Here is a 2460-nt window from a genome sequence, read left to right on the forward strand (position 1 = left end):
CGTCCTGATTACAGAAAGACGTGAAGCATCGCGTGAAATCGGACGAAAAATGGGCTTGAACGGCTCGCCAGTGGACCATTCGGCACGCTGGCCTTGCCAGGAAAGCGAATAGATCAGCGCTTCCCTATGTCTATAACGTCGGCGGTTCAGCCTCTACCGGAGAGCTTTGGTATACGCCGAATAATAGCTGGATCCTGATTAAGGATGAAATTGAATACTATTATGATGCAAGCGGCTATATTATCAGCGTGCTCGAAAACAGCGGTGTAGGCGTCAGCTATACGTACGTCAACAGCACCTCCCGAGTGGATAAAATCACCCATACCAACGGCAAGTTTATCCAGCTGACGTATGGCAGCAATGGCCGCGTGAGTACGCTGAAGGATACATCGTCCAAGATTTGGACTTACGGCTACAACACAAATGGAATGCTGACATCGGTTACCGCGCCGGTGCAATCCGGTCAGACCGCCGACGTCCGGGGCTATCTCTACGAAAACGCCGATCCGACTTTATTGACCGGCATTACCATCAACGGCGTCCGCTACAGCACATACAGTTACTATCCCGACAAGCGTGTCAGTCAAAGCGCGCTGGCGGGCGGCGAAGAGAGCGATAGCTTTGTTTACGGCACGAACAAGACCACGGTAACGAATGCACTCGGGCAGCCCACGGTGTATAACTTTACGACTGTGCTGGGCGAGCAAAAAATCAGTTCCGTCGAACGCACCGGCACATCGACGTGCGGCGCTTCCAGCGCGAGCACCTTCTACACAGCCCAAGGCTACATTGACTACACGCTGGACTGGAAAGGCAACCGCACGCAATACAACGTCGATGGCACCGGCCGGATTCAAAGTGTGACGACCGCTTATGGCACGGCCGATGCCCTAAAGGTGAGCAACATCTGGTCGGGAAACCAGATCGACCATGTCGATTTCATCGGCACGAATGGGGTTGCCTATGCCCGTACCACCTACGGCTACCACACCTCCGGCGTGGCGAATGGCCGAATCGCCAGCATTACGATGGATGACCTGAAGACCGGCAAGCAGAAGAAGACCACGTACGCCTACACCTTCAACGCCAACGGCACCATAGCCACCAAGACCATCACGCGTACCCTGCCTGCGGGTACCACTTCGGTCACGACGATCACCTACGACGCCTACGGCAATATAGCAACGCGCACTAACGGGCTTAACCAGCAGGAATCCTGGAGCAACTACGATGGGCTGGGGCGCCCGGGCACGTACACCGATATCAATGGCGTGAGCACGACCATGGTGTTTGCGCCGAATACGAATTTGCTCAGCACGACCTTGACCGTGCCTGGCGGCGGGACGCGAACGACCACCTATACATATAACAACAACAGGCAGGTCACCGACATCAATTTTGGCGATGGCCGCGTCAAACGCTATCGCTACAACGCTGCGACCAGGCTCTACCAAACTGGCGACGCGCTGGGCAAGTTCGAGACGGTGGCAATCAACGCTCCCAATAAAACAGTGACCAGCAGTTCGGAACGGCATGTCGCCGCCGGCAGTACACCTACGGCATCTGTATCCGGCAGCTTCAGCTCCACTACCGCACTCGATTCGCAGGGCCGGCCGTACACGGCGTCCGGCAACGCGGGCCAGCTGGTGAACTATCGCTACGATCTCAACGGAAATGTGGAGAGCGTGACCGACGCGGCCAGCCACGTCACCCGTTACGAATACGACGCGCAGAACCGCCTGACCAAGAGCACGGCTGCCGATGGCGGCGTGACCACGCTTTCCTACGACAACGACGGCATGCTGGAGTCGGTGCAAGATCCGCGTCTGCTCACGACGACCTACACCTACAACGGCTTTGGCGATGTGGTCTCGCGCACCAGCCCCGACACCGGCACCACCACCTACGCGTACGACAGCATAGGCCGGCTATACACGGAGACGCGGGCGGACAACGTCACCATTACCTACGGCTGGGACAAACTGGACCGTCCCACCACACGCACCAGTCCCGGCATTGCCAACACCTTCACCTATGACGAAGGCACCTACGGAAAAGGCCGCCTGACCCGCACCAACGACGGCACGGGCCAGATGACCTTTACGTACAACGCCGCCGGCGAACTGACCAGCAAGGCCAGTGAAATCTACGGCAGCACCTACACGAACGGCTGGACCTACGACACGGTCGGCAGGGTGAGCACCATGAGCTATCCGTACGGTCTGGTGCTGACGTATGCCTACGACAGCTATGGCCGCGTTTCCGGCATCACCAGCAACCTCGCCGGCGCGTCGGCCACGCTGGCTACCAACTTCCTGTACCAGCCGGCGAACTTGCAGCGCTATGCCTGGCGCTTCGGCAACGGCTTGCCGCGCCTAGTGACGCTCGACACGGATGGCCGCATTGCGCAGATGAGCAGCAGCGGCGTACACAACGTCACGCTGGGCTATAACAATGCAG

At 58.1% G+C, this 2460-nt stretch carries 1 protein-coding gene; it reads left to right on the top strand.

Annotation, left to right across the window (positions count from 1 at the left end):
* Positions 1–305: 305 nt before the first annotated feature.
* Positions 306–2460: RHS repeat domain-containing protein (locus tag GTP77_RS31350; RefSeq protein WP_161075730.1), on the top strand; the 2155-nt coding region annotated here is incomplete at its 3' end.

It is taken from the genome of Pseudoduganella aquatica (assembly GCF_009857595.1).
Classification (GTDB): domain Bacteria; phylum Pseudomonadota; class Gammaproteobacteria; order Burkholderiales; family Burkholderiaceae_D; genus Rugamonas; species Rugamonas aquatica_A.